Here is a 25,895-nt window from a genome sequence, read left to right as displayed (position 1 = left end):
AAAATGTTTTCGGTTTTTTTGTATAATTAAAATACTGATTCTATAAAGAAACAATCAAATCATCATCATTAGTATCATTTGGCGTATGTAAATTTACATCCTGCAGAAAACCATTTGAGAATACTTGTTGCATTTCGGTAGATAGTAATCCATTTCTATATTTTTTCCATTCAATTACTTTTTCACCAAACATATCATTCACCAAATTTGGAAATTTCCAATCGGAATTCTTTCCCCAATGAATCGTAAACGGAATCTTATTTTCTTGCAATACTTCTATCATTCTTCTGGAATATTCGGTCAAACTCATGATTTTTCGAGATTTTTCCCAAAGTACACCATCAATTTCTAACATACATGTTATTGGAAACTTCGTAAACCCAAGTGTGGCTTCTGTTTGCTTCACAAATCGCATTGCAAAAATCCCTGGAATTGGACCTTCTTTTTGTGTCATTTCTTCCAAAACTTTATACGCTTTAGATGAATCTTTATGATGTATTCCTACTGAACAAGCAAATGCTGGACCTTGATATGGCGCGTCCCAAAAGGTTTCATACAACGTTCCTAATGTTTCTTCATCTACCGCTGGCAAAATGGTTTTTCGTAATTTTTTGATAAACCAAGGAATACTTTTCGGGAACTTCTCAGATACTTTTATCAACAAGTAAATTAAATCTTTGTATAATGACGTTTTGATGACAGGAAACGGATCAGGATATGGAATTTTATATGGTTTTTTATACATGATTTCAATCACATATTCACTTTCATTCGTATACGGATTGATGAATACTTTGTAATGATATGGACGATTTGGCTTGCCATTTTCATCAACTTCTCCATCAATTTTGAACGACGAATTTTTAAAATCCATCGTGTCCGACAATTCTAACGCAAGTTCTTTTCCAATCTTTCTTACATATCTTTTTAACAGAAAACGATCTTCTGCTTCAATGACAACGCCATGAATAAAGCCAAACGCGCCCAATCCTACCAAAGCAGCATTAAATAAATGATCATTTCGAATTACTTTTGCATTAATTTTTTCAGCAAAATTATCATTCAACGCAGGTTTTGTGTGTCGTTCTAAATACACAATATCTGTTGGCTTATCGCCTACTATTAAATTAATTCCAACTACATAATCTTGTACGGAACCAACATTTAAAGCAGCGCCATGTACACCTGTAGATATACAACCAGCAATAGTTTGTCCGTTACTTGCGCCACTGGTTTTTAACGATTTACCATGTGAACCTAATACTTCTGAAATTCGTTTGATTGTATTTCCACATTCAAAAAAGAACAGGTTTTCATTGGCATAATTCGAATTTTCATGTGTCAATTCTTGTGGAATTGGAATATGAATACTCATAAAACCATTGTAATGCATATTGTCTTTTTGATGCGCAACATGCGATAACGACCAACTTGAACCATACGCTCTAAAACCTTCATTTCTGTCTGCGGATTCTCTAATTAAACGTTGAATTTCCAATGCTACGTCATTATATCGATCGTATTTTGAAAACATGTTTGCCGAACCTTCCAATTCGGTTACATATAAGGTTTTCAACGGAAAAGGACCATTATTATGCAAGGTGTCCCATGTGCTTTTTGAATAAGGTGTTGTTTTTGCCATGATGTTAAAAGTTAGGTTTCATACATACATATTTTACACGAACGCTGCGTTTTCGACCTAATGTGACTGCGCTTAATAGAACGCCGCCAAATGTATTTCGATATTCTATGGTGTGTATTCCGCTTGTACCGCAATCTTTCAGCAATAGCGTAAAATCTTTATCCGTGGATTTTATGGTAATCACCGTATCAATTTCATTCACCTTCATCATTCTGTAATAATCGGTTCTATCACTCACAGGATCTGGCATTGGATCGCCATAGACATTCTTTAATCGAACACTATAACAAGATGAAAACAAACAAGATAGCAACAATGCAAAACTCCATCTAACAAAATTTTTATATTTTAATTTCATGATTATTTAAATTAATGAAGTATAAAAGTAGTTGTTTTCTGATAGAGTTTCAAGGGTAGAAACACCCTAAAATTTAAGGTATTGATAATATATGTGATTTAGTTCCTTCAGAATTTTATAGAATGATTCATAATGATTTTGGTTTTTAATTGAGAAACAACTAGCTTCGGTTTTTAACTGAACGAAACCATAAAAAAGTTGAGTTACACTAAAAATATATGAAATTTCATGTATGGATATAGTGGCATTAATTAGACACATGAAAAAACTTTTACTGATACTACTTTTAATGACAGTATTTATGAGTTGTGAGAATAAAGCTGAAAATAGTAACGTGAAATTTTTAGTAAATAAAGTTCCAAATAACATTCCTATTGATTTCATGCAACAGTTGGTTCCTGAGAACCAATTAATTCATAAAGGAATATTTTCTCCAAATTTAGACGAATACTATTATGTAATTTCTGATCAAAATTTTGAACAATTTAATATCTATGTAATTAAAAAGCATAATGGAAAATGGTCTGAACCAGAAAGCGCCTTTATTAACAGTACATACAATGAACACGGAATGAGTTTTTCTCCTGACGGGAACTCACTTTACTTTAGTTCAACAAGACCAACTTCTATTGCTGGAATGCCTCAAACTTGGCATATTTGGAAAACTGACAAAGTGAATGGAAAATGGGGAACGCCAGTATTTGTTGACATTCCCAACTTGAGAAATAAGCTAGTTTCTCATCCTACAATCACGAATTCTGGAACGTTATATTTTCATGTGAGTAATTTAGATTATAGCAAAATGGACATTTATCACGCAGCATTAATCAATGGAAACTATAGTAACGCTGAAAAAACAGCAATTACAGGAAGTTCAAAAGCTGGAAATTGTACACCATATGTTTCTCCTAAAGAAGATTACTTGATTTTTGCCGCTATTGGCGATTCACTTGAGCTTATGATAAGTTTCAGTGACGGAAATGGTGGATGGGAAAACACTAAAAAATTAAATACCAACATCAATACTAACGGACAAGGAAATCCGTATGTAACACCCGATAATGCTTTTTTGTTCTTTACAACAGGAAATTCTGAAACGAAATGGTCTGTGAAATGGGTTGCTATTGAATCTGAATTAAAAAAATGAAAATAGGAAGAAAATTTAATCAATTGACTAAAAGTGAATATTTTCATTTTATAGATAACTACAAAAAATATACAGATTTCAATACCTTGGGAATGTATCGGTCTATCTGCGAAAATGAAATACTCGAACTCAATGACCAAATTGAAATACGTGATTATGCGCATACAATTTTTGGGAAAACGTTTGATTTTTATCAGCTAAAAGATCCTAAAACTTATTTTGATTTAACAACATTAGGAAGAAAAATGACACAAGCGGATGAACGGAAAGTTTGGGATGATATTCGAATCAATCAAGAAAAAATACTCACCAAAAAGAAAATCAAGCATCGAAATTTTGGAGAATACTCAAAGCATAATTGCGGATATGAAGATTGCCCGTATAATGGAATTATGGTCAAACAAGGTTCACGATTGGCAGAAAATCACATGAGTTTTAAATCAGATAAAAATGAAGATGCCGCAAAAGAAAAATCAAAAAAAATAAAGAAACAGCGCAAAAACAATCACAAAATCATAAAAGACGAATTAGAAGATCTATAAAAAACCACAATTCAGCAATCATATTCTGCAATTCAGTCACAAAAAATAAATACGGCATAACAAAAAGTGGATATTTGATAAAAATAAACACATGGAAACTTTTGCAACCTATCTCATTTACATACATGCAACACTTGGAAGTATCGCGTTCATTGCAGGTTTTATAGCCATCATCACAAAAAAAGGTGGAAATGCACACAAAAAATCTGGAATTGTATTTTATTACACCATGTTATTTTCGGCGGTATCTGCATTAGTCATTGCAGTATTACCAAAACATGAAAATCCATTTCTATTCACCATCGGATTATTCAGTTCGTACTTTATCATTACTGGATATCGTGCATTACGATTCAAAAAGTCGAATATTTCGCTTACGCTAGATAAAATAATTTCAGCATTCATGCTACTTACAGGAATTGTCATGATACTTTATCCACTAATACTTAACGGAAAAATAAACATTGTTCTAACAGTTTTCGGAACTATCGGAATCATCTTTGCGACAAGAGATTTGATGCTGTTCAAAAACGCAAACAAACTCCGAAAAAGTTGGCTAAAACTACACATTGGGAAAATGCTTGGCGGTTATATTTCGGCAGTTACGGCGTTTATTGTCGTAAATCAATTCATTCCTGGAATTGCAGGATGGTTAATTCCTAGTGTATTTGGAGTTGCGTATATGAATTATTGGTTTTGGAAACTAAATAAGAAATTAATTTAAACTTACTAGAATTCCATTAATGTGTTTTTTAGTTTAAATATTTATTTATATATTAAAATAAAAATATGCCACAGCAAGGAGATACTTTTATCACTGAATTACAAGTAGCCCACCTACAATGGGGAAGTCATAGACACACAAACACAAGAGGTATTGTTTATGGTGAAGGCTATTTACAAATAGCAGCAAGTAATGCCTATAGATTTGACATCACAAACAATCATTCTAGCATTAGAAGCGCAGAATATGATTTTAGTACTTCAGATGGTTTTATAACAAACGGGAAATTATTAGCCGCTGGGAATCAATACAAAAGAGAATATGCTAAACAATTTCAGGGATCTGGAAACCTAAAACTATTAGGAAGTTGGTTTATTCATTTAGGTGTCAGTGCTGGTGATAAAATTCAAATAGAATTTCTTTCTCCAACTGAAATACGTTTGACAAAGATATAGTTAATATTAAATTTAAAATATTTTCATTTTGTTTGAACGCTTCTTTTTAAGACTTCTCCAAAACACCTTAACACACTTTTAAGAAATATTAACACAATATTGGCTAATTTAGAAGTCTAAATTAAAAACCTAATGCTAAAAGCCAATCTTTCTGTCCTTCTGGGACTCTTTTTTGTATGTTTTACGCTTGCGCAAGACAAAACAAAAACTGAAAAATGGGACGTTTCAAATCCTAAAGGAGACTTCAATTACAAAGATCATAAATTCACAACAACGGAAGGTACATGGATGAATCTGGACGTAAGTCCAGACGGAAAAACTATTGTATTTGATATGTTGGGCGATATTTACAGTATTCCTATTTCTGGAGGAAATGCCAAAGTATTACGTTCAGGAATTCCGTTTGAAGTACAACCACATTTCAGTCCAGATGGTTCAAAAATCTTGTTCACAAGTGATGCTGGCGGCGGCGATAACATTTGGGTGATGAATGCAGATGGTTCTGATGCGAAACAAATTACAAAAGAAAGTTTTCGATTACTAAATAACTCAACTTGGATGCCTGATGGTACTTCGTTTGTTGCCCGAAAACACTTCACCTCGCAACGTTCACTTGGAGCTGGAGAAATGTGGCAATATCACATCACTGGCGGTTCAGGGTTACAACTCACCAAAAAGAAAAATGCACAACAAGACGTAAACGAACCTTCTATTTCACCAGATGGTCGCTACCTATATTATAGTGAAGATGTATATCCTGGCGGATCGTTTCAATACAACAAAGATCCAAACAAGCAAATATATGTCATCAAACGCTACGATTTCCAAACTGGAAAAACAACTCAAATAACTGGCGGACCTGGTGGTGCTTCACGTCCGCAAATATCAAGAGACGGAAAAAAACTAGCCTTCATCAAAAGAGTGCGTACAAAATCTGTTTTATATCTACACGATTTAGAAACGGGTGAAGAATGGCCTTTATATGATGCATTAGACAAAGATCAGCAAGAAGCTTGGGCAATATTTGGCGTCTATCCAAACTTTAGTTGGATGCCAAACAACAACGAAATTGTATTTTGGGCAGCTGGGAAAATTCAAAAAATAAATATCAGTTCATTGAGCGTGACAAACATTCCGTTCAAAGTAAATGCGAACATTCAAATTGCAGAAGCGGTTTCGTTTGACACGCCTGTTGCGCCAGATAACTTCAATGCGAAAGTAATTCGGCAGGCAGTAACTTCTCCTGATGGAAAAATAGTAGTATTCAATGCGGTTGGTTATTTATGGAAGAAAAACTTGCCAAACGGAACACCAACACGATTGACAAAAGGAACTGATTTTGAATCAGAACCGAGTTTTTCTCCTAACGGGAAAGAAATTGTATACGTTACTTGGAATGATCTCAAATTAGGTTCAGTTCGAAAAATCTCGATAAACGGCGGAAACTCTTCGCAACTAACTTCTGAAAAAGGAAGCTTCCGAACACCTTCGTTCTCTCCTGATGGAAAACATATTGTATACCGAAAAGAACGCGGAAACAGTGATCAAGGATTTACATTTGCTAAAAAAGCTGGAATCTACACCATGACGGCTTTTGGAAGTGAAGCACATTTTGTGACAAAAGATGGCGAATATCCAATCTTTTCAGCGGATGGAAAACGTATCTTCATTCAAACTGGCGGAACGTACTTTGGGAACTTAACGAAATCTTTACACAGTATCAATCTTCAAGGAAACGACAAACGCACGCACTTCACATCAAAATATGCAAACAGAATTGTACCAAGTCCAGATAACAAATGGATTGCCTTTTCTCAATTGCACAAAGCGTATGTGGCGCCAATGATCATAACTGGTCAAACGGTAAATTTAGACAACAAAACGAAAGCATTTCCTGTTGCTCAAATTGCAAAAGATGCTGGTGTAAACTTACATTGGTCGCCAGATAGCAAAAAAGTGATGTGGACACTAGGAGACGAATATTTCTCAAATGAAATCAAAAATAGGTTTACGTATTTAGACGGTTCCCCAGAAAAAACTCCTGAACTTACAACGAAAGGAATTAAAATAGACTTAACCTTAAAAACTGACAAACCAAGTGGTCAAATTGCGTTTACAAATGCGCGAATCATTACGATGGATAATGAGCAAGTAATTGAAAACGGAACAATTATCGTAAAAAATAATCGTATTGAAGCTATCGGAAATACAAGTGATGTAAAAGTTCCAAGTGGCGCAAAAACATACAACATGGCAGGAAAAACAATCATGCCAGGAATGGTTGATGCGCATGCTCATATTGGTGCTTTTCGTTATGGATTAACAACACAAAAACATTGGCAATTCTACGCAAACTTAGCGTTTGGGGTTACAACTGCACATGATCCATCGGCGAATACAGAAACAGTTTTTGCGTTATCAGAATTGGTGAAAAATGGAACATTAGTTGGACCACGACTCTACTCTACAGGTTTTATATTATATGGAGCTGATGGCGATTTCAAAGCAGTCGTAAACAACTTAGACGACGCGCGTTCATCCATCAGACGTACAAAAGCATTTGGCGCATTATCTGTAAAAAGCTATAATCAACCACGACGCGAACAACGGCAACAAATATTGCAAGCCGCACGCGAAGAAGGAATCTTTGTTGTTCCAGAAGGAGGCTCAACGTTCTATCACAACATGACCATGATTATGGATGGACATACTGGAGTTGAACACAACATTCCAGTTTCGCCTGTATACAAAGATGTATTAGAATTGTGGGGAAATAGTAAAACTGGATACACGCCAACATTAATTGTAAACTATGGTGGTGTAAATGGTGAATTCTATTGGTATCAAAAAACGAATGTTTGGGAGAATGAAAAATTGCTAAAATACACACCAAGAGCAATTATTGATGCACGTTCAAGACATCGTACCATGTTGCCAGAAGAAGAATATAAAAACGGACACATCTTAACATCTGAAACGGTAAAAGCGTTAGCAGACAAAGGTGTAAAAGTAAACTTAGGCGCACACGGACAATTACAAGGATTGGGCGCGCATTGGGAACTTTGGATGATGGAACAAGGTGGAATGTCGCCAATGGAAGCCTTAAAAACGGCAACTATAAACCCTGCGGAATACATTGGTGCAGGAAATGATATTGGTTCGCTAAAAGTTGGAAAACTAGCCGATTTAATCATCATGGATAAAAATCCTTTAGAAAATATTAGAAATACGGAAAGCATCACGCATACGATGATTAATGGACGTTTATACGATACAAAAACGATGAATGAAATTGGTAACGAAGCAAAAGAACGTTCACCATTCTATTGGGAAAACAATAAATATAATGCCGCATTTCCTTGGCATGAGGAATCAAATAGTTTCATGCGTCCAGGTTGCGGTTGCCATTTGGGACATCAATAATTTGAAATTATAAATGTAAAAGTGGCGTGTTTTCTAAGTCATTCCGAGGAGTTTGCAACGAAGTAATCTGTTAGTTTGATACCAAAACGTCACTTCGAGTGAAATTCTGCACATTGAGTGGAGTCGAAATGAAAGAATTTTGTATCGAGAAGTAATTTGAAACTAAAAATGTAAAATGCTAAATTTTAAATATAAAAGTATTAGTACCAAACAACACAAAACTGATAACAAGAACGAAACGACTAAAAAACAAATCAACACGTCGGTAGCTTCGCTAGGTACTTTCAATCAAAATGTATTTTGATTTCAATAATGCTCAGTGTAAACAAAATAAAAAATAAACAAAACCACAAATAACCAACCTAAAATAAAATGAAAAAACTACTCCTACTCCTACTTACCTTTTCCGCGCTGAGTATTTCAGCACAAGAGTTTTCTATGGAAACGGTCAAAAACATGAAACCACGTAATATTGGTCCTGGCGGAATGAGCGGACGTGTTACCGCAATTGATGTTGTCACAAATGATCCTGATGTAATGTACGTTGGTACAGCTTCTGGCGGATTGTGGAAATCTACATCTGGCGGTATCAAATGGAAGCCCGTTTTTGACAAAGAAGTAACGGCTTCTGTCGGAGCTGTTGCCATTCAACAATCAAATCCAAGTGTAATTTGGGTTGGAACTGGTGAAGGAAATCCTAGAAACAGCCTAAATGGTGGTTACGGAATATACAAATCATTAGATGGTGGAAAAAACTGGACATTGATGGGATTAGAAAAAACACGTCACATTCACCGTGTGATTATCGATCCGACAAATCCAGCTATAGTATATGTTGCGGCAATTGGTTCACCTTGGGGAGAACACCCAGAACGCGGTGTGTACAAAACAACAGATGGTGGCGAAACGTGGAAACAAATTCTATTTGCAAATAACAAAACTGGAGCCGCTGATTTAGTCATGGATCCAACAAACCCAAACAAACTAATTGCTGCCATGTGGGAACACAAACGCGATCCGTGGTTTTTCAAATCTGGTGGAGAAGGTTCTGGTTTACACATTACACACGATGGAGGAAAAACGTGGAAAAAACTAACGGATAAAGAAGGTTTACCAAAAGGAAACTTGGGTCGTATCGGAATTGCAATCGCGCCAAGCAGTCCAAATATTGTATATGCCTTAATTGAATCTAAAAAGAATGCGTTATATAAAAGTATAGATGGTGGATTTAAATGGCGTAAGGTAAGTGATAAACCTGGTATTGGAAATCGTCCGTTTTACTACTCTGAAATTTATGTTGATCCGCAAAACGAAAACAGGTTGTATACAATATTTACATATGTAAATGTTTCTGATGATGGTGGAAAAAATTTCAGACAGTTGATGCCTGCGTATGGTGTAGACAATGGTGTACATCCAGATCATCATGCATGGTGGATTCATCCGACAAATGGAAAATTTATGATTGATGGAAACGATGGTGGTATGAATATTACAAAAGATCGTGGACAAACATGGCGTTTTATCGGGAATCTTCCTGTGGCGCAATTCTATCATATTAATGTAGATAACGAATTTCCATACAACGTTTATGGCGGAATGCAAGACAATGGTTCTTGGCGCGGACCTGCCTATGTTTGGCGTTCACAAGGAATTCGCAATTCATATTGGCAGGAAATTTCGTTTGGTGACGGATTTGATGTAGTTCCAGATAAAGACGATTCACGTTACGGTTGGTCTATGAGTCAACAAGGTTTTGTATCTCGTTATGATTGGATTACTGGAAACAATTACACCGTAAAACCTACACATCCAGATGCAAATGTAAAACTTCGTTTCAACTGGAATGCTGCTATTAATATTGACCCTTTTGATACGAATACACTCTATTTTGGAAGTCAGTTTGTACATAAAAGTACCGACAAAGGTTTGACATGGACGGTGATTTCGGATGATTTATCTACGAATGATCCTGAAAAATTGAAACAAGCAGAAAGTGGCGGATTGACCATGGATGCAACTGGAGCAGAAAACCATTGTACAGTTTTAGTCATTGAACCTTCTCCATTAGAACGAAACATGTTATGGGCGGCAACTGATGATGGTCGTGTGCATGTTACAAGAAATGGTGGGCAAGAATGGACGGAAGTAACCAAAAATATAAAAGGATTACCAACTGGAAGTTGGATTGTGCAAGTAAAAGCTTCTAATAAAAAACAAGGTGAAGCATTGCTTGTCGCGAATGATTACAGACGTTTCAATTACGAACCTTATGCGTACAGAACGACAAACTACGGGAACACATGGGAACGCATTGTAGATGCTTCTGATGTAAAAAGTTACACCTTATCAATTGTAGAAGATCCTGAGAATAAAAATTTATTGTTTTTAGGAACTGATGATGGTTTATACGTTTCCTTAGATGCTGGAAATAAGTGGCAAAAATGGACTTCAGGGTTTCCAACAGTTTCTACAAAAGATTTAGTAATTCAACCACGTGAACACGATTTAGTGATCGGAACATTTGGTAGAGCAGCATGGGTTTTAGACGATATTCGTCCGTTACGTGCCATTGCAAAAGATAAAAATATTCTAGCTAAAAATATTGAGCTATTTGAGCCACCAACTGCGTATCAAGCGGCATATCAACAACCTACGGGAAGTCGTTTTGGTGCTGACGCAACGTATCATGGTGAAAACAAAAGAGGCGGCGCAATGATTTCGTATTACATCAATAAGAAAGAAATGCCGAAAAAAGGTTCGAAAAATAAAAAGGACAAAGAAGATGATGAGAAAGACGAAAAGGAAGTAGCAAAGAATGATGAAAAGAAAGTAAAATGGGATTCGTTAACGCTTCAAGTGTATAACAACGGAAAGTTGATTCGTACCTTAAAAAATAAAGTTCCAAAAGAAAACGGAATTCACAGAATGTTTTGGGGAATGGACGAAAAAGGAGTTGACAGACCATCCAGAAGAATTCGGAAACGTACACGTGAATCTGGTGGAATGAGCGTAAAACCTGGAACATATCAACTAAAAATGACTTATGGCGATCAAGTTTCTGAAACTTCTATTAAAGTAGCAAGTGATCCACGCTTACAGGTTTCACAAAAAAATATTAATGAAACATATACTGCTGGCAAGAAGATTCAGCATATGACGCAAACTGCCGCAGATGCTGTAAAACAATTGGTAGAAAGTAAAAATATTGCGAAAGAATATCAAACAGCACTTAGCAAATTAGATAAGAAAAAACATAAAGAAGCGATCAAAAAATCAAAATCGATTGTTAAAAAGGTGGATGCTGTTATCGCTTTATATTTAGGAAAAGTAGACAAACGACAAGGAATTACACGAAATCCTGAAGTAAATGTTATGCAACGTATTGGTTTGGCAAATAGATATGCACGCACACGTCAAACTGGGTTGACAAGTACTGAAACTCAACTAATGAAACATGCAGAAGATGCTTTAAAAGAAGCGTTGGACAAAACAAATACATTTTTCAACAAAGAGTGGAAAACGTATCGCACAGAAATGGAACAAGTTGATTTAAAACCATTTAAAGAAACAAAATCGTTTCAATTAAACTAAGATTTGCATTTAGTTAATTATCTGCTTACCTTAGTTATTTAACAATATAAACTATATAAAGACCAAAAAATAATGAAAAAAGGAATGTTAATTGTTGCCGCTGGATTGATGCTAATCTCTGTGAGTTGTAAAGGTGAAAAGAAAGACGAAGCGAAACCAAAAGCAACAGAAAAAACAGAAAAGGTAACAGCAAAAGCTACCGAAACAAAGAAAGTGAAGTTTGCTTTAGAACCGAAAAGTGATAGTAAAGTTTCTGGAAATGTTGTCTTTACAGAAAAAGAAGGCAAGGTAAAAATGGTGGCTATCATGGAAGGTTTGACTGAAGGAACACATGCAATTCATATTCATGCAAAAGCAGATTGTTCGTCTGCTGATGGAAAATCAACTGGTGGACATTGGAATCCTACTGCGCAACCACACGGAAAATGGGGCGCAACGGAAGGATATCACAAAGGAGATATCGGAAACTTTACAGCAGAAGCTAACGGACAAGCAACGATCACTTTTGAGACAGACCAATGGTGTATTGATTGTGATGATGAAAACAAAAACATTGTTGGAAAAGCAATTATTGTACACCAAGGAACAGATGATTTTGTTTCACAACCATCTGGAGCTGCTGGCGCACGTGTAAGCTGTGGCGGAATTATACAATAAATTAAAAATAAATACTATATTAATAAAGCTACTTTTACTAAAGTAGCTTTATTTTTGTTTTATAATTTACATCAATCATGAACCCATCTTCCAAAGGTTGGATAAAAAAATTACTGCAAGAGTATCGTGCGCTTCCTGAAAAGGAGAAAGCACATACGCTAGATGAGTTTTATCAAGATTTAAAAACTTGTGGTTTTATTTATGGGACAAATTTTCGTACGCTATTTGATCAAGTAGAACAAAATGATTATACACATGACGAATTGTGTAAAATTAACATTATACTGTCTTTTTTATTCATTTATGAACAGCATCAATTTGAAGAAGATTTTTTAGAAAGTGTGATCAATTTCTACAATATTGTGGACGATTATAAGAGTTCTTTCTTTGAAGAATTATTTATGGGAAAGAAAAAATCATACGATTTACTCGAAAGTATGATTAGCAAACGTATTGCCATTGATGATAATTTAATTACTAAAAATTTCAACTATTTCATCACAAATACGTTACTTTTTGTAGATGTATTGGCGTACGAGAAATATCTTTTATCAGGAGAAGTGAATAATGCGTATTTACGTACAATGGAAGCTTCTATTGAAACTATTATTTTTACAGCGCTCGATTTGAAAACTGAAAAAAGCAAGTATGATAAAAGCCTTATTAAATTGTTTGAAGCGTCTTTTCGTTACGACAATCGTACTCGGTTTCATTATAATGATGTGTTGGTTCACATTAAACATCCGTTGACAAAAAAGTATATTGTGGATTTGGTGTGTATGACATTTTGGAGCGATAAAATTATTGACGAACAAGAGCGTATATTTTTAAACCAATTGGCACACGATTTACATATTTCAGAAGAAATTATTTTAAAAGCTACCGATGATATTCATCAATATTACACCACACATAAAGATGATATTAAGCTGTTAAAATCACAAAATATGGTGCAGAGTTTCTATGAAAACTCAAGTAATATGGTTTCTAAATTGATTACTCGTAATAAAAAACGCTTGTCCAAGGAATTGCAAGAAAGTAAGGAGTTAATGCTGTTACTTTCGCAATCGACAGTTCGTAATTTGAGTGATGAAGAGCAAAAAAAAGTAAAAGATCAGTTGTTAGATATTTTTAAAACCATTCCAAGTTTGGCAATATTTATGCTACCTGGCGGAATGTTACTACTTCCTTTCGTAATCAAATTTATTCCAAAAATCCTTCCTTCTGGTTTTGATGACAATCGTATAGATGAATAGTTTTTATTGGTAATTTTCATCAATTATTTAGTGTATAAAAGTTTCTTTCCACACTAAAAGATGCTTTTTTTATTTTTCACATTCCTTAAAATCAAACTTATAGAAAGCAATTCCGCGAATCATCATGTTCCTTACATTGTAATTCGCGGAATCGTAGTATACCTTTCTATGCATGCACTTTTTTTCTATCTATCATTGATCATTATTAATTTTAAAAACTTTACATATTATGAAAAGAAGACAGTTTAAAAATTTGGAATTAAACAAGAAAGCAATTTCAACGTTTAATGTAGTTGGAGGAAAAGCTCCTCATTCGCACAGATGTGGTCAGACTGATGCACATGAACCGGATGAGCCAGATCATGTTTGGTTTACTGATGGTGATCAACATGCTTGTAAAACTTTTTAATAAAACAGGTTTTTACAAAGATTAAGTGTGAAGCGGACTTCGGTTCGCTTTTCTTGTATGCTCTAATGAATAGCATCTGCAAAATTTATAAATAAAAGATTACCATTTTTTAATGTTTTTAAAATATTCTAAGCAGCTTCACGTTTGTATATAAAACTCAATCTCATGAATAAATTAAATATCACATTGGTATTCGTACTTCTTTTTTCTTTTCATTTTTTAACTGCACAAAATAATAAACAGCAGCATGATGACAATAGTAATCATCATCATGGCAAACATCATTCAGATGCTAGATTTAGCTTTATGACATTTGGAGGAATTGGATATGTTGTTGTTGATAACGATAAGCAACCAAATTATAATTTAAATTCTAGTTCCGCTGAATTTTTACTCAATTATAGAATTGGAAAACGATATGGAATCGCAACTGGAGTTGGAATCAATCAATTGAGCGGAAACGGTTTTAATGCTGTTGGAAACTTTTATCATGAACGTGGATTACTCAAAATTCCTGTATTGTTTAGTGTAAATTATAATTTGTCTCACAAGGTTCGTTTAATTGCCAATATTGGGTTATACGGACAAACGATCTTAAAAGATGAATATAATTTTGTGGGCGGAACTGTTGAAGATGTATACGAAGGTTGGAATTTTGGGTTTCAATCTGGTGTTGGTTTGGCTTATAATTTTAATCATAAAATAAGTCTTGGTGTAATGTTTAACAGTCAAGGTGATTTTACAAAATTAGATAGCGATCCTACTAAAGGAGTTGAAGATGAACAAAAACTATCTGGAATAAATTCTATTGGATTATTATTTGGAATTAACTTATAAAAGTTAGTGTTGGATCAAAAAAAATACAAGTAAGAGCATTTTTTCACGAAAAGAATGCTCTTACTATTTTACGGCTATTCAGTGACTATTTTTTTGATTTGGTCATTCGGTATTTGTTGGTAAATTATTGCATTGCTACACTATTACATCAATTCAACCAATTTTTGAAGTCTTTTACGCGTTCACGACTAACTATGATTTCTTGTTCGTTAAAGTTGCTTAGTTTTATTTGTAAACGTGAGTTGGTATAACTTACAATGTCTTTGATTGCATTGATATTGATGTAAAATTTTCTGCTTACGCGATAGAATATTTCTGGCGATAATTCATCTTCTAAATGCTCTAACGATGTTTCTAAGAGATAATTTCTACCTTCTGTAGTATAGACGTAAGTTCCTTTGTTTTCGCTATAAAAACATTCAATTTCGTCAATTGGAATCATTTTTAAATGTTGTCCAACTTTTACGGTGTATCGTTTTTTGTAAGTTCGCTCAATTGGATTGACTAATAGTTTTTTTATATCATCAAAATTGAGTTGTACATTTTGGATTTGCGGCGTGCGCGCTTTGTATTGTTTTACAGCCGCAATGAGTTCATCTTCATCAATAGGTTTTAGTAAATAATCAATACTATTGAGTTTGAATGCTTGCAGCGCATATTCATCATATGCTGTTGTAAAAATGATAGCCGATTTGATTTCTATTTCTTCAAAAATTTCAAAGGATAATCCATCAGAAAGCTGAATATCTAAGAAAATTAAATCTGGATGTTCGTTATTTTGAAACCACTCAATTGATTCTGATACAGAATGCAACATGATTTCTACAGCCATATCTGCTGCTTCTAACATTCTATTTAGGCGACGTGCTGATGGTTTTTCGTCTTCTATGATGATTACTTTCATTTTCTTTCGTATTCGATGTTTGATGTTTTATTTCTACTCAGCTCCATGTGGCAGTTATTCCCAGTTTTGTTTTTTGTCTGACATGTATTCTCTAATTTTTCGCTCTTCCCAATTTTTCCCGAAGAAAATGTTAGCTCCAAATGCACCTAACGCATGAAATACAATTCCTATTCCCCAAAAGAATGCTGTAGAAAAGTGTCCAAATTTCCAAAAGCTATCTCCTTCGTCCAAATTAAGTCCGATAATAGTCAGTAAAAAAATATTAATAATAATATATACTGCAAAGTGAATATAAAACCCTTTTATTTTTTCTACTTTCTTACGCGCTTGTATGTAACGTTCTTCTTCGGAGTAATCTTTAAAATTTGATGGTGATGGTAATTTTTTCATGAGTTTTTATATTTTATTTCCATGTCTGAGAATTGTCCTCTTCCATGTATTGTTTTATTTTTCGTTCTTCCCAGTTTTGTCCAAATGTACCGTTTGTAATGAAAACATTAATTCCGTGTAACACTAATCCGATTCCCCATAATGCCCAAAGCATGTAGGTACCATTGTCTTTAAAAGCTTGTTGCAACGTATGTCCATTTTCAATATGCTCTGCTACTTGTTGCCAGGTGATAAAGGTATTAATGACAACATAAACAATAAGATGCACGTAAAAACCTCTTAAGTTTTCTACTTTTTTCTTAGCTCTTATATATGCATCACTTCGCTTTTTAGATTCTTTTTCCTGATTGCTATTGTTCGCTTCTATTAGTTCCATCTTTTTCGTTCTTCTTGTTCCATATATTCTCTAATTTTTCGCTCTTCCCAATTTTTTCCAAATCGTCCATCTTCAAAATAAACACTCATTGCATGGAAAGCTAATCCAATTCCCCAACCAAACATTGGAAACCAAAACCATTGGAATTGCCAACTTGTTTTCCAATTAATAAAGATTAGAAATGGTATTACCAAACAGTATGACAGTAAGTTATAGTAAAAATCTTTTAAGTTTTCTACATGTTTACGTGCTTTTATATATTCGTCGTCCAGTGAATCTTTTCCTGGACCTATTGCTCTATTTCTCATAATTTCTACTTGTTTTGTAAGCATCGGAATTGCTACTTGAAAGTCCGATGTTGTTTTGTTTATATATACTTCTCGTTGTGTAAGTAAGTCATATCGTTGTTTGATATTGTTTAAACCTACTCCACTACTCTTTTTTACAATTTGTTTTTCTTGAAGATTGTTTTGTATGATTAAATTTCCTCCGTCTTCATATATTTTTATATGTAATGGTTTCGCTGGCGTTACCATATTGTGTTTCACAGCATTTTCTAATAGCAATTGTAATGATAACGGCACAACTCTACTTTCTGGATTGCTTGCCTTTTCAGGAACTTCAAAAATAATACTGTCTTCAAAGCGCATTTTTAAAAGACTCATGTATGTTTTTGCAAACGTAAATTCTTCATCAACCGTAACTAATTCTTTGTTTTTCTGCTCTAACACATATCTGTATACTTTTGATAATCCTGATGTAAATTTCTGTGCCTGACGTGGATTTTCATCAATTAATGAACTTAATACATTTAAACTATTGAACAGAAAATGCGGATCTAATTGATTTTTTAAAGCATCAAACTGAGCAGAAGCCGTTCCTGCAATAATTTTTTGCTCTGTAACTTTCTTTTTTTGTAATTCTTTGTAAAAATATAACGCATGAAAGAATACAGAAAAAATGATTGTTATGAGTAATGCTCTAAAATAGAACGCCGAACTTTCTGTTCTTATAAATTCAGCATAGGTTTTGCCTTCTATTCCTATTTCTTGCATCATTCGCACTAAAAACACCGTGAATATGGTAATCACAATAGAACCAATAATTCCAATGAGCATTTTATATTTTTTTGAAGTCGGACTCCAATTCACCTTTAAGTTGATGTAATCAAAGAAATATGAATTTACAATACTTATAGCTACAGAATACATGCAGTAGTAACCAAAAGCAATTAGTAATCGTTGGTTGAAATGAATTTCATTTCCTGAAGTGTATCTAAATAGTAAATCTACAGCTAATAGCACAATTGCTATCACAACTCCGACACTAATAACTTTACTAAATTCTTTCATTTCTTTGAATCTTTATATGAGGCGTTCCTTCAAATATACTAAGGATTTTTTAAGCTGTGCTGCTTACTTTTTACATTCTGCAATTAAATATTCCACACGATCTTTTCCCCAACTTGGATGTAAAGCACTTTCTGGCTTAAAGGTTTCAAACTTTTCCAATGCTGTATTAAACGCTTCACAGTATGGAGCAGTATCTTTTCCAAAGTAACGTGCGCTTCCCATGTCCCATTCGTTTTTACATAATAATACACGCGGATTGTTTTTATCTATAGCGTATGCTTTTGCGTAAATTTCTGCCACTTTTGCACCGTATTTCATTCCGTATGTTGCGCCGTCAAATGCTACCCAAACAGTGTATAACATTGCTTGCATAACCATAATTTCAGGATTATTTGGCGAAATACTTGTTGCGTGATCAAGTTGTTTTTGTGCTTTGTCTAGTTGTTGTGTCAACTTACTTTTATCTTTTATGGCAAATCCGTTCATAATATTCAGTTGTGCCGCATAGTACGAAGGCAACCATTCTTTTGGTGCAGCTTCCGAAATACGTTCAAATAAATTTGCGGCTGCAGCACTTTTGCCTTCTTCAACTAGTTTAAATGCTTTTTGCATTCCTTTCTCGAATTTTGTTTGTGCATTTACAGTGAAAGCAAAACAAATAAAACTTAAAATTAATAGTACTTTTTTCATTGTGATGATGTTTTTGTGTTCGTGATTGATTTTGTTTAAATGATTCCTAGATAATGGAGGAAACATAATTGATGATGATGAATACGATACTGAACATTTTTTGATTGATTTGATTGATTACTTGTTTTTGATTGATGGTTCAAATATCCTACAAACAGTCATATTAGAAAAAAAGAAACTACCGAATTGTAATTTTTTTAGGATGAATTGTAATTTGATTGCAGATTATTAGGTTTGTCGGTTTTACATTCTACATTTTACATTTTAACTTTCATTATTCAAAATAATGAAGAAAACTGAGCGAGTAGAAGTTTACAATTTCACGAAAATTTCCCCATTGTTAGGTATTTCATAGCAGTATGAATTCTCTACTTTTATGACTACTTAACCGAAACGCGCTTTTCATGAATACACTCATGTATTTTATCTATATTTCTACTATTATATTGGTAGCTTATAATTTTATGACTACAATTTTATTCTGTTTTGAGAAAAAATTAGAAGCTACTCACAAATACATTCAAACCGTACAACAACTGACTTTAGTTGTGCTACTTTTTGCTATGATGCTATATTTTTGCAAGTCAGAAAGCATTCCTACTGAATTTTACCTTGTTCTCTGGATTTGGGGATTTATGACAAGTCATTTATTTCTAACTTTAAAAAAACGTTTGATTCATCCATTATTAGGTTTAGGAATTTTGCTAGCAATTACGATTGTATTATTTTTTAAACAAGAAGAAATTATTGAAACACTAAAACAAAAAGAACTAACAACAATTGGTATTGAAATCGCAATTGTTTATTTAATACTAGGATTACTTTTAGGAATTATTTTTTGGCCGAAAACTAAAACTTAATTTTTTGAGAAAAAACGTATTTTTAAGTATCTTTTACAGATAGTTTTAAATATGAATATATATGTCTGCATTAATTAATTGGAAAATCATTCCATTAGTTATTTCTATAATTCTTGTGGTGAGTTCTACTGTCATCACTTTTTTTACTAATTATATACTAAGCACAAAACTATATCTAGGTTTTGCGTTGGTGCTTTTGGCAACAATTCTGTACGCTACAAATCAAAAGTGGTTTGCCTTTTTTTTCTTTTTGGTATTACTCATCGGAACTGTTGGACTTATTGATATTTTCTATATTGAATTTTCATTCAAACGTATCTTCATAAAAATAAACCCACTATGTTTTTCCTTACTATTCATGCACGTACTCTTGAATAAAACTTCTTTTAATGATATTCTTTCTAAGAAAGATGTTAACAAAAAGAAATAAAACTACACGTCACAACACATATGAAAATGTTGTAATGTGTAAAAATTTATCCTAAAATTACACGCAACCATTTTATAAATGATGTATCTTATAGATATAAAACTTAATTTAAATAGTATGAAAAAGTGTATATTTCTCTGTGTCGTTTCTTTATTTTTATTGAGTTGTGATTCCGATGATTCAGAAACAACCAACACAACCATTGAGACAACGCTAATTGGTGTTGGAAACCTGTATATAGGTTCTTCACAAGGTGTTGATGAGCAAAATCTTATTATTAATAATGAAAGTGAATGGAATGCACTTATTACGCTATTTGATGCCGCAAATGATGTTTCTTCCACGTTTACAGAAACGGATGTTGATTTTACTGCTTTTACAGTTATTGTTGCCATTGATCAAGTACGACCAAATGGTGGTCATCTTTTAGATATTGCTGTCAATGCAAATTCAGAAAATATTGTTGTAACCGTTACAAGTCTTGTTCCGCAAGGAGCTGCAACAACAGTTTTTACTCAACCATATCATATTGTAAAAATTCCTAAAAACACATTACCCGTGATTTTTGAATAAGATAAAGCGACTTTTGTTATTTTTTAAATAAAATAGTAAAGATTGTCTATGAAAAAGAACGCCACAACTAAACTATTTAGTTGTGGCGTTTTGCTTTGTATAAATGCTATTATTATTTTGTATAAATAGCTGTTTGTCCATATTGGAAATGAATTGGCACATGTCCTGGATCTTTCTTAAACATGTATAAATCTGTTTGTGGTTTTTCAAATAACATAATAATATCTGAACCTCCAAATCTGAATTTCCCAAATTCTTGTCCTTTCACAACACTATCTCCAACCTTGATTAGCTTTTCTTTCGGAACTCCTTTTGGTGGATTGTCAGCCGTGTACATCATGACACCTGATACTTGCGCCATTCCGATTGGAAGTATGGCTACTTTTCCAACTTCTTTTCCACCATCAACAATAACCAAACCGCGTGCTTGTTCAAATTCGTATCCATCTTCTGCGCCATCTGGCGCGTCCCATTGTCCTTCTGGCGTCATTTCAACATTTAAAAACACTTTACCACGAATGTCTTTTATTTCCAACACTTTACCTTTTATTGGTGTGTGAAAACGGTGATAATCATATGGTCCTAAGAAATAATGTACAAATGTTCCACCGTTGAAATCTTTTGCATATTTACTTCCATCTAGCAATTCTTTTACCGTTCCGATAGCGTGTGTATGTTTTAAACGATCTGTCGTTATTTGTCCGTCAGCATCTAAAACGTTCCCTTTTTTATCAATTACATAAGTTGCTTTGTACGTACAATCGGCTGGTGCTACAATAGTTGTATTGTCATTTGGTGCTGCAATTGGACGCAAAGGTGAAATTCCTGTTTTTGCATCAGCATTGTTAAATTCTCTGTAAAAGAATTCATTAAACGTTGTCCAACTTTCAGAATTATCTCCGTATAAAGGATAATTGTACATTGGATTGTGTCGGAATGAATAGTAACTTTCTTTGGTTAATGATTCTTTTGTATCTAAAAATGCGCCCCAATCTTTGGCGAATTTTACCAACCATTTTGCAAACTTTGGAAAGCTTTGCATGGAAAGGCTCGATTCTTCTACTTTCTGATCAACCAACCAATAAAACTGACATAACAAATCGTACACTTTTTGGTTGTAGCCATTGGCAGTATCTGAACTTTTCCAAGCATCTGGATAGTTAGGATCATTACTTTCGTCTGGCACCAAACGTACGTACATGTCTAAATAATCATAATAATGTTCGATAGTTATTGGCCATGCATTTCCGTTAAATTCATCATTATACGCATTGTATAAATCTGAATTCAAACTGTCTTTTGCGGCTATATTTGCGGCTTTTAAAGAAATAAGCAACGCTTTTTTCATATCTGAATTTTTGCGAAGTAGCTTATCCAAATCTCTTACAATTGAACTATGTTTTAATCCTTTTGGGTTTTTCATATTAAAGTTTTGGTTTGTGGGTTTGTTTTATAGTTCAAATGTATGATGAATTTTGTTTGAATATGAGCGTATTAGTATCCAAATTAGAAAAATAGGTATAATTGCGTGCGTTACTTTTTAATGTATTTTTATATTCTAAATTGAAGCATAAGAATGATCACAATTCGAAAAGCAACTATTCACGATGTTGAACGCATTATTGCTATTGGTAAAAAGACTTTTTTGGAAACCTATTCGGAAAATACGCCAAAGGAAGCAGTTGCTAATTTTATTAAAAAAACATTTAATAAAGCTACGTTAATAGCAGAATTTGCAGATGTTTCTATTATATATCATCTTCTCTATGTTTCAGACAAATTAGTTGGATATTCTAAAATTGTGCTGAATGTTTCCAATGATCATATTGAACGACAACGAATTACAAAGTTAGATCGCTTCTATGTTTTGCAGGAATTTCACGGACAACGTTTAGGAAAAGAATTGTTTGATTTCATTGTAAATTTTACGCAAACACAACAGCAACAAGGCATGTGGTTGTATGTACTTATTGAAAATAAACGCGCTGTTCATTTTTACACAAAAAACAATTTTAAAATTGTCGGTTATCATGATTTTGTTATTTCTGAAACACGCACCAATCCAAATCATGTGTTGTTTTTAGATAATTCTGAATTATGAATTCTAAATTCAGAATTACAACGTATCCAACTGATTGCTCGTTTTATCATCACTAATGGTCCAAAAGAATCCTACGAAGAAAAACTGATCTGCCGCCGGACGACGCGTCATTCGTTGAAATGTTCCGTTTACGTCTGCCTGATTTGCATATTCGTAACCAAACACATTTCTTACTCCTAAAGCATTTGATACTGAGAAGTATAAAATCTTTTGTGGCGATAATAAATATGCCCAATTGACGCTTAAGTTGTGATTATCTTTTGTTCTTTCAGATAGAAAACCTGTCGTATTCGGATTTGTATAGGCTCTTCCCGTAGAATAATTGTAACTAAACCCAATCTGACTTTTCCATTTATCGATCCAATGTTTTGTTACCAATGAAAAGTTATGTTTTGTAGCAAAATTTGGCATGGCTTCCGTTGGAAAGTTTTCAAACTTTCGTGACGTATCTAAGTATGAATACGAAACCCAATAATCTATATTTTTAATACTTTTATTATCTCTCCAGAAAATATCTAAACCTGTTGCGTGTCCAAATCCATCGTTTGCAAAATTGGCATTAGGTTGTGGGAAATCGCCTGAAAACGTGATTAAATCGTTGTATTCTTTGTGATACGCTTCCGCGCGAAACGTTCTGCCTTCGTGTACATGTTGGTAATTTAAAATATAATGTGTCGCATTTTCTGGCTTGAATCCTGTGTGAAATTTTAAATAATTATTGTTCGGATTCTGGTAAAATTGCCCAAAAGCAAACGAAATTTGATCTTTCTCAGACGTTTTATACGCCAATGACAATCGTGGTGAAATGGTGGTTTCATTCATCAAATCTGCATGATCTAAACGAACACCAACTTTTGCAGCAAACTTTTTAGAAAAGAAAATATCTGCTTCAGCAAAAGCACCAAACAAGTCACTATTAAAACCATAATCCAGTTGCGATACAAAAGGATTTTGAAGACTTTCATCAAAATTAGTTGTGAAATATTCTGCTCCAAAACTCAACTTTATTCTATTGTTAAAGTTCTTTTTTAGTTTCGTTTTAACGTGAAATGAATTTTCTAAACTGTTGATTTTATCATCAATAATTCTCACTTTCGAATTGTCTCTTGTATAACTCAACCCAGATGAAATAGACCATTTTTCGCCAAAAGTTCCTTTGTACGAACCGTTCATGTATAAGTTTGTATTGTTCAGTTTGAAACGTACCAATTCGTCAAAATTGATGCTTTCTTGATCGAGTTCAAAACTTGTAACGTCAAATGCAGTATAAAATTTAAGCGTTCCGTTTTCAAAATGATGACGAAATACACTTTCTCCTTGTCCACCTTGAAACGGTTTTTTCCATTCGTTACGATCTGGAAATAATTCCAAATACGGCGCCAAATTAATATAGGAAGTGCTAAAACTTACCGAACCTTTTTCCCACTTTTCGGTATGTCCAAGCGCGCCACCAACAGTCATAACTGAAATATCGGTTTTCTCTTGATCGGGTTCGTTAATTGTGTTTAATTCCAAAACTCCAGACAAAGCTTGTCCGTATTCGGCAGAATATCCACCCGTAGAAAAAGTAATTCCTTTAAATAGAAATGGAGAATACCGTCCACGCGCAGGAATGTTGTTGGTTGTGTTGCTATACGGCGTAAATACACGAATTCCATCTATAAAAATTTGCGTTTCTTCAGCACGTCCACCACGTACAAATAAACGTCCGTCTTCTGCAACTGTACTTGTTCCTGGTAAGGTTTGTAATGCGCCAACAAAATCTCCTAAAGCACTTGCTGTTGTTACAATATCAAGTGGTTTTAATGCTGTTACTTTGGCATTATCGCCGGCTTCAAACGATCCTGCACTTAAAATTACAGTGTTTAAAGCATCCATACTTTCACGTAATTTAATGGTGATATTTTTCATTTCTGAAACCGTTAAGGTTACTTCTTTCGTTTCGAACGATAAAAAAGAAATAACCAGCGTTTGCGTACCTTTTTCGTCAGTTGTAAATGTAAATGCGCCTTTTTCATTGGTTGATCCGCCATCATATGTTCCTTTTAAATATACATTTGCGCCAAAAATTGGTTCGTTGGATTGATCTGTTACAATTCCTGAAACTGTATTTTGTCCAAAAAGGAAGACTTGAAATAGCAAGCAACTGAGTAAAGCTAATTTTTTCATGAGGTATTATTTTGTTATTCTTGATTGATGATGAGACAAATCTCTTGTGAAATGAAGGTTTTTAAAAAAAGGAAGTGCTCAATTGTCATAATTCATGGATGAATTGTATTTTTATTCCAATTGCACAAAAAGTAGAATTATTGTAGTTTTGAATATCTAAAATTGCTTGAAACATTACATATTTATGAGTTTAATGCCTTACATTTCCATTGCTGTCATTGCCGTTTTTTTATATATGATCTTTAGATCGAAGACTGGCACTAGTATTTCTTCAAGTACGAGTAAACAGAAATATCAAACAATTGATGATGAGTTTAACGCAAAGAAAAAAGCGAAACAGGAACAAATTGATCGTATTTTAGAGAAGATTAATGCCAAAGGTGTAGAAAGTCTTAATAAACAAGAAAAGGCACTGTTGGACGAATATTCTGGCTCCAACTAATGGCATCTATTTTTGGACACGCGTTGGCCGCCTACACTATTGGAAAAGTGTCTACTATAAAATTGAATCCCGTAAAACTTTCACTGTTATTGATTTGCTGCGCTATTATTCCAGATGCAGACGTGATTATGTTTAGTTTTGGCTACCCGTATGAACATCCTTTGGGACATCGTGGGTTTTCGCATAGCATTTTGTTTGCGTTTTTGCTAGCATTTGTTGTAAGAGCTATTTTTTATAGAAAGGTGAAATACTTCTCCAAAACAGGAATTATGTTGTTCTTTATTTTTTTGATTGCAACGTTGTCTCATAGTTTTTTGGATGCTTGCACAAATGGCGGAAGAGGCGTTGGTTTTTTTATTCCGTTTGAAAACACACGTTACTTTTTTTCGTGGCGACCAATTTTAGTTTCTCCATTAGGCGCTGGAAACTTTTTTAGCAAATGGGGCTGGCAAGTTGTACAGAATGAACTGTTTTATATTGGAATTCCTGCTGTGAGTTTGTTGATTGTAAATTTCTTTGTTAGAAAAATAAGGAACCAAAAAGCATAATAAGGTCGCTATTTTT

General features: G+C 33.8%; 25 protein-coding genes. 16 read left to right on the top strand and 9 right to left on the bottom strand.

Annotation, left to right across the window (positions count from 1 at the left end; translation table 11 throughout):
* Nucleotides 1-40: 40 nt before the first annotated feature.
* Together ACQ654_RS22690 and ACQ654_RS22685 are read right to left on the bottom strand one after the other, a co-directional pair.
* Complete coding sequence (locus ACQ654_RS22690; protein ID WP_430412630.1) at nt 41-1,642, bottom strand: FAD-linked oxidase; 1,602 nt, start codon at nt 1,640-1,642, stop codon at nt 41-43.
* A gap of 4 nt (nt 1,643-1,646) precedes the next feature.
* Entirely contained in the window at nt 1,647-2,000 is a 354-nt protein-coding gene (locus tag ACQ654_RS22685) for a hypothetical protein (RefSeq protein WP_430412629.1), read from the bottom strand.
* A 259-nt stretch (nt 2,001-2,259) separates the two neighbouring features.
* On the opposite strand from ACQ654_RS22685, the gene ACQ654_RS22680 reads away from it, so the two are divergent.
* The 10 genes from ACQ654_RS22680 (at nt 2,260) to ACQ654_RS22635 (ending at nt 15,044) form a co-directional block, all read left to right on the top strand.
* Nucleotides 2,260-3,147 (top strand): TolB family protein, encoded by an 888-nt coding sequence (locus tag ACQ654_RS22680; RefSeq protein WP_430412628.1) that lies wholly within the window; start codon nt 2,260-2,262, stop codon nt 3,145-3,147.
* A complete protein-coding gene (locus tag ACQ654_RS22675; RefSeq protein WP_430412627.1) occupies nt 3,144-3,689 on the top strand; it encodes a hypothetical protein in 546 nt (181 codons plus the stop codon). Before ACQ654_RS22680 ends, ACQ654_RS22675 begins: the two co-directional genes overlap by 4 nt.
* A 91-nt stretch (nt 3,690-3,780) precedes the next feature.
* Complete coding sequence (locus tag ACQ654_RS22670) at nt 3,781-4,413, top strand: DUF2306 domain-containing protein (RefSeq protein WP_430412626.1); 633 nt, start codon at nt 3,781-3,783, stop codon at nt 4,411-4,413.
* 65 nt (nt 4,414-4,478) lie between these two features.
* Nucleotides 4,479-4,868 (top strand): hypothetical protein, encoded by a 390-nt coding sequence (locus ACQ654_RS22665; protein WP_430412625.1) that lies wholly within the window; start codon nt 4,479-4,481, stop codon nt 4,866-4,868.
* Nucleotides 4,869-5,000: 132 nt separating this feature from the next.
* Nucleotides 5,001-8,291 carry an amidohydrolase family protein gene (locus ACQ654_RS22660; protein ID WP_430412624.1) on the top strand — a complete coding sequence of 1,097 codons (3,291 nt, stop codon included), beginning with the start codon at nt 5,001-5,003 and terminating at the stop codon, nt 8,289-8,291.
* A gap of 372 nt (nt 8,292-8,663) precedes the next feature.
* Nucleotides 8,664-11,885: a VPS10 domain-containing protein gene (locus ACQ654_RS22655; protein WP_430412623.1), complete on the top strand. Its 3,222-nt coding sequence runs from the start codon at nt 8,664-8,666 to the stop codon at nt 11,883-11,885.
* A 72-nt stretch (nt 11,886-11,957) separates the two neighbouring features.
* Entirely contained in the window at nt 11,958-12,542 is a 585-nt protein-coding gene (locus ACQ654_RS22650; protein ID WP_430412622.1) for a superoxide dismutase family protein, read from the top strand.
* A 77-nt stretch (nt 12,543-12,619) separates the two neighbouring features.
* A complete protein-coding gene (locus ACQ654_RS22645; protein ID WP_430412621.1) occupies nt 12,620-13,798 on the top strand; it encodes an LETM1-related biofilm-associated protein in 1,179 nt (392 codons plus the stop codon).
* Between the two features lie 229 nt (nt 13,799-14,027).
* On the top strand, nt 14,028-14,207 hold the full coding sequence (locus ACQ654_RS22640) for a hypothetical protein (RefSeq protein ID WP_430412620.1): 180 nt from the start codon (nt 14,028-14,030) through the stop codon (nt 14,205-14,207).
* A gap of 165 nt (nt 14,208-14,372) precedes the next feature.
* Nucleotides 14,373-15,044: a hypothetical protein gene (locus tag ACQ654_RS22635; RefSeq protein ID WP_430412619.1), complete on the top strand. Its 672-nt coding sequence runs from the start codon at nt 14,373-14,375 to the stop codon at nt 15,042-15,044.
* 148 nt (nt 15,045-15,192) lie between these two features.
* Here the strand turns inward: ACQ654_RS22635 and ACQ654_RS22630 are convergent, their stop codons facing one another.
* From ACQ654_RS22630 to ACQ654_RS22610, 5 genes are all read right to left on the bottom strand, one after another.
* Nucleotides 15,193-15,948: a LytR/AlgR family response regulator transcription factor gene (locus ACQ654_RS22630; RefSeq protein ID WP_430412618.1), complete on the bottom strand. Its 756-nt coding sequence runs from the start codon at nt 15,946-15,948 to the stop codon at nt 15,193-15,195.
* Between the two features lie 54 nt (nt 15,949-16,002).
* A complete protein-coding gene (locus ACQ654_RS22625) occupies nt 16,003-16,338 on the bottom strand; it encodes a 2TM domain-containing protein (RefSeq protein WP_430412617.1) in 336 nt (111 codons plus the stop codon).
* A gap of 13 nt (nt 16,339-16,351) precedes the next feature.
* A complete protein-coding gene (locus ACQ654_RS22620; protein ID WP_430412616.1) occupies nt 16,352-16,714 on the bottom strand; it encodes a 2TM domain-containing protein in 363 nt (120 codons plus the stop codon).
* A complete protein-coding gene (locus ACQ654_RS22615; RefSeq protein WP_430412615.1) occupies nt 16,705-18,066 on the bottom strand; it encodes a 2TM domain-containing protein in 1,362 nt (453 codons plus the stop codon). The genes ACQ654_RS22620 and ACQ654_RS22615 overlap by 10 nt, the downstream gene beginning before the upstream one ends.
* 63 nt (nt 18,067-18,129) lie before the next feature.
* Nucleotides 18,130-18,756, bottom strand: coding sequence for a tetratricopeptide repeat protein (locus ACQ654_RS22610; protein WP_430412614.1), 627 nt, complete (start codon nt 18,754-18,756; stop codon nt 18,130-18,132).
* A 404-nt stretch (nt 18,757-19,160) separates the two neighbouring features.
* Between ACQ654_RS22610 and ACQ654_RS22605 the strand changes: the two genes are divergently transcribed.
* The 3 genes from ACQ654_RS22605 (at nt 19,161) to ACQ654_RS22595 (ending at nt 20,619) form a co-directional block, all read left to right on the top strand.
* Complete coding sequence (locus tag ACQ654_RS22605; protein WP_430412613.1) at nt 19,161-19,616, top strand: hypothetical protein; 456 nt, start codon at nt 19,161-19,163, stop codon at nt 19,614-19,616.
* A gap of 61 nt (nt 19,617-19,677) precedes the next feature.
* Entirely contained in the window at nt 19,678-20,046 is a 369-nt protein-coding gene (locus ACQ654_RS22600) for a hypothetical protein (RefSeq protein ID WP_430412612.1), read from the top strand.
* A 117-nt stretch (nt 20,047-20,163) separates the two neighbouring features.
* Nucleotides 20,164-20,619, top strand: coding sequence for a protease complex subunit PrcB family protein (locus ACQ654_RS22595; protein ID WP_430412611.1), 456 nt, complete (start codon nt 20,164-20,166; stop codon nt 20,617-20,619).
* 112 nt (nt 20,620-20,731) lie between these two features.
* Here the strand turns inward: ACQ654_RS22595 and ACQ654_RS22590 are convergent, their stop codons facing one another.
* Complete coding sequence (locus ACQ654_RS22590; RefSeq protein WP_430412610.1) at nt 20,732-22,042, bottom strand: phosphatidylserine decarboxylase; 1,311 nt, start codon at nt 22,040-22,042, stop codon at nt 20,732-20,734.
* Between the two features lie 153 nt (nt 22,043-22,195).
* On the opposite strand from ACQ654_RS22590, the gene ACQ654_RS22585 reads away from it, so the two are divergent.
* Entirely contained in the window at nt 22,196-22,720 is a 525-nt protein-coding gene (locus tag ACQ654_RS22585) for an N-acetyltransferase family protein (protein WP_430412609.1), read from the top strand.
* A 15-nt stretch (nt 22,721-22,735) separates the two neighbouring features.
* Here ACQ654_RS22585 and ACQ654_RS22580 read toward each other — a convergent pair whose 3' ends face one another.
* On the bottom strand, nt 22,736-24,889 hold the full coding sequence (locus tag ACQ654_RS22580; protein ID WP_430412608.1) for a TonB-dependent receptor: 2,154 nt from the start codon (nt 24,887-24,889) through the stop codon (nt 22,736-22,738).
* Nucleotides 24,890-25,055: 166 nt separating this feature from the next.
* Here ACQ654_RS22580 and ACQ654_RS22575 point away from each other — a divergent pair, with 166 nt between their 5' ends.
* Both ACQ654_RS22575 and ACQ654_RS22570 read left to right on the top strand, forming a co-directional pair.
* The gene (locus ACQ654_RS22575; RefSeq protein ID WP_430412607.1) at nt 25,056-25,331 is read left to right on the top strand and encodes a DUF6576 domain-containing protein; all 276 of its coding nucleotides are present in this window, start codon (nt 25,056-25,058) and stop codon (nt 25,329-25,331) included.
* On the top strand, nt 25,331-25,879 hold the full coding sequence (locus ACQ654_RS22570) for a metal-dependent hydrolase (RefSeq protein WP_430412606.1): 549 nt from the start codon (nt 25,331-25,333) through the stop codon (nt 25,877-25,879). Before ACQ654_RS22575 ends, ACQ654_RS22570 begins: the two co-directional genes overlap by 1 nt.
* Nucleotides 25,880-25,895 lie beyond the last annotated feature (16 nt).

Source organism: Kordia sp. (assembly GCF_965283645.1).
In the GTDB taxonomy this organism is placed as follows: Bacteria; Bacteroidota; Bacteroidia; order Flavobacteriales; family Flavobacteriaceae; genus Kordia.
Note: the sequence above shows the minus strand (reverse complement) of the source record. Positions and strands in the feature narration are given on the sequence as shown.

What these genes read in the sequence shown, in the direction of transcription:
- ACQ654_RS22690 (WP_430412630.1), bottom strand. Translation starts at nt 1,642, where the DNA reads ATGGCAAAAACAACACCTTATTCAAAAAGCACATGGGACACCTTGCAT.
- ACQ654_RS22685 (WP_430412629.1), bottom strand. Translation starts at nt 2,000, where the DNA reads ATGAAATTAAAATATAAAAATTTTGTTAGATGGAGTTTTGCATTGTTG.
- ACQ654_RS22680 (WP_430412628.1), top strand. Translation starts at nt 2,260, where the DNA reads ATGAAAAAACTTTTACTGATACTACTTTTAATGACAGTATTTATGAGT.
- ACQ654_RS22675 (WP_430412627.1), top strand. Translation starts at nt 3,144, where the DNA reads ATGAAAATAGGAAGAAAATTTAATCAATTGACTAAAAGTGAATATTTT.
- ACQ654_RS22670 (WP_430412626.1), top strand. Translation starts at nt 3,781, where the DNA reads ATGGAAACTTTTGCAACCTATCTCATTTACATACATGCAACACTTGGA.
- ACQ654_RS22665 (WP_430412625.1), top strand. Translation starts at nt 4,479, where the DNA reads ATGCCACAGCAAGGAGATACTTTTATCACTGAATTACAAGTAGCCCAC.
- ACQ654_RS22660 (WP_430412624.1), top strand. Translation starts at nt 5,001, where the DNA reads ATGCTAAAAGCCAATCTTTCTGTCCTTCTGGGACTCTTTTTTGTATGT.
- ACQ654_RS22655 (WP_430412623.1), top strand. Translation starts at nt 8,664, where the DNA reads ATGAAAAAACTACTCCTACTCCTACTTACCTTTTCCGCGCTGAGTATT.
- ACQ654_RS22650 (WP_430412622.1), top strand. Translation starts at nt 11,958, where the DNA reads ATGAAAAAAGGAATGTTAATTGTTGCCGCTGGATTGATGCTAATCTCT.
- ACQ654_RS22645 (WP_430412621.1), top strand. Translation starts at nt 12,620, where the DNA reads ATGAACCCATCTTCCAAAGGTTGGATAAAAAAATTACTGCAAGAGTAT.
- ACQ654_RS22640 (WP_430412620.1), top strand. Translation starts at nt 14,028, where the DNA reads ATGAAAAGAAGACAGTTTAAAAATTTGGAATTAAACAAGAAAGCAATT.
- ACQ654_RS22635 (WP_430412619.1), top strand. Translation starts at nt 14,373, where the DNA reads ATGAATAAATTAAATATCACATTGGTATTCGTACTTCTTTTTTCTTTT.
- ACQ654_RS22630 (WP_430412618.1), bottom strand. Translation starts at nt 15,948, where the DNA reads ATGAAAGTAATCATCATAGAAGACGAAAAACCATCAGCACGTCGCCTA.
- ACQ654_RS22625 (WP_430412617.1), bottom strand. Translation starts at nt 16,338, where the DNA reads ATGAAAAAATTACCATCACCATCAAATTTTAAAGATTACTCCGAAGAA.
- ACQ654_RS22620 (WP_430412616.1), bottom strand. Translation starts at nt 16,714, where the DNA reads ATGGAACTAATAGAAGCGAACAATAGCAATCAGGAAAAAGAATCTAAA.
- ACQ654_RS22615 (WP_430412615.1), bottom strand. Translation starts at nt 18,066, where the DNA reads ATGAAAGAATTTAGTAAAGTTATTAGTGTCGGAGTTGTGATAGCAATT.
- ACQ654_RS22610 (WP_430412614.1), bottom strand. Translation starts at nt 18,756, where the DNA reads ATGAAAAAAGTACTATTAATTTTAAGTTTTATTTGTTTTGCTTTCACT.
- ACQ654_RS22605 (WP_430412613.1), top strand. Translation starts at nt 19,161, where the DNA reads ATGAATACACTCATGTATTTTATCTATATTTCTACTATTATATTGGTA.
- ACQ654_RS22600 (WP_430412612.1), top strand. Translation starts at nt 19,678, where the DNA reads ATGTCTGCATTAATTAATTGGAAAATCATTCCATTAGTTATTTCTATA.
- ACQ654_RS22595 (WP_430412611.1), top strand. Translation starts at nt 20,164, where the DNA reads ATGAAAAAGTGTATATTTCTCTGTGTCGTTTCTTTATTTTTATTGAGT.
- ACQ654_RS22590 (WP_430412610.1), bottom strand. Translation starts at nt 22,042, where the DNA reads ATGAAAAACCCAAAAGGATTAAAACATAGTTCAATTGTAAGAGATTTG.
- ACQ654_RS22585 (WP_430412609.1), top strand. Translation starts at nt 22,196, where the DNA reads ATGATCACAATTCGAAAAGCAACTATTCACGATGTTGAACGCATTATT.
- ACQ654_RS22580 (WP_430412608.1), bottom strand. Translation starts at nt 24,889, where the DNA reads ATGAAAAAATTAGCTTTACTCAGTTGCTTGCTATTTCAAGTCTTCCTT.
- ACQ654_RS22570 (WP_430412606.1), top strand. Translation starts at nt 25,331, where the DNA reads ATGGCATCTATTTTTGGACACGCGTTGGCCGCCTACACTATTGGAAAA.